This is a genomic window from Bacillus sp. P4_D3 (assembly GCF_056401855.1).
On record NZ_JBFUIN010000778.1, the window covers coordinates 1 to 1387 of the forward strand.

At 33.8% G+C, this 1387-nt stretch carries 1 protein-coding gene and 1 other annotated feature; the gene reads right to left on the minus strand.

Annotated features, from left to right (window positions below; all coding sequences use genetic code 11):
* Window positions 1–222 precede the first annotated feature (222 nt).
* Window positions 223–447, minus strand: a binding site (T-box leader).
* A 120-nt stretch (window positions 448–567) separates the two neighbouring features.
* Entirely contained in the window at window positions 568–1275 is a 708-nt protein-coding gene (locus AC1DTM_RS26595; RefSeq protein WP_002200551.1) for a pseudouridine synthase, read from the minus strand.
* Window positions 1276–1387 lie beyond the last annotated feature (112 nt).

Below are 1387 nucleotides of genomic sequence, written 5' to 3' on the forward strand. Positions count from 1 at the left end.
TTCCCATTACAAAAAAACATAATGGCTTCTTTTACGATAACGTCGTTTACACGGCACTAGATACTTAATTTCCCCAGTGCAGCTCTAAGGTGGTAAGTTATTTTTCTGCGTTAGGAAGTTCTCAGCTTTCCTTCCTTCTCTGTATAACCGTTTAAAATAACTCGTGTCCTTTTCTTCGCTTATTATGAAATTAAATATAAAAAAGCATATTCATCCCTAGTAAATAGGGACGAATATGCTTATATTCGTGGTTCCACCCAGATTCCCATTACAAAAAAACATAATGGCTTCTTTTGCGATAACGTCGCTTACACGGCACTAGATACTTGATTTCCCCAGTGCAGCTCTAAGGTGGTAAGTTATTTTTCTGCGTTAGGAAGTTCTCAGCTTTCCTTCCTTCTCTGTATAACCGTTTAAAATAACTCGTGTCCTTTTCTTTGCTTTTGTAACAAATCCATTTATTGTTATTTAATATATCCTATTCACTTTATTTTTACAAGTGTTAAAAATATATTTTTTATTCAAAAAAAAGAAACCAAAAACATTTTTTGGTTTCCCCTGCTCTTTTTACCAATCTTGTGGTTCGTAATTTAAGTCTGAAAATAGTCGTTTTTTCTCTTTTTTCGATAAATCTCTCCACTGTCCAACTGGTAAATTATTCAACTCAATATTCATAATTCTCGTACGTTTTAACGTGTATACTTGATAACCTAAAGCTTCACACATACGGCGAATTTGACGATTCAATCCTTGTGTTAAAATAATTTGGAACTCATATTTTGATAACTGTGTAATCTCACAAGGAAGAGTTTTTGTATCTAAAATTTTAACACCTGCTGCCATTTTCTCTAAAAACTCCGGTGTAATCGGCTTATCTACTGAAACGATATATTCTTTCTCATGTTTGTTTTCAGCACGTAAAATCTCATTAACGATATCGCCATCATTCGTTAACAAAATTAAACCGTCTGAGTCTTTATCGAGACGTCCGATGTGATTGATTCGTAAAGGATGATTCACTAAATCGATAATATTACCTTTTACTGCTTTTTCACTTGTACATGTAATACCTACTGGTTTATTTAAAGCGATATACACATGGTCTCGAGCAATACGAAGTTGCTCTCCATTTACTCGTACGTCATCACCTGGATTTACTTGGTCACCAATTTTTGCAACCTTACCGTTAATAATTACTTTTCTCTCGTTAATTAACTTATCTGCTCCACGTCGAGACGCTTTTCCAGCTTCACTAATAAATTTATTGATACGCAAGTTAGGCACATCCTTTTCATAAAAAATTTCAAGCTCACACTGCTTCTACCGTACAATACAAAAGGGTAAGCCTCCTATTATAACTTAAATATATTAACATGAAAGGGTATAT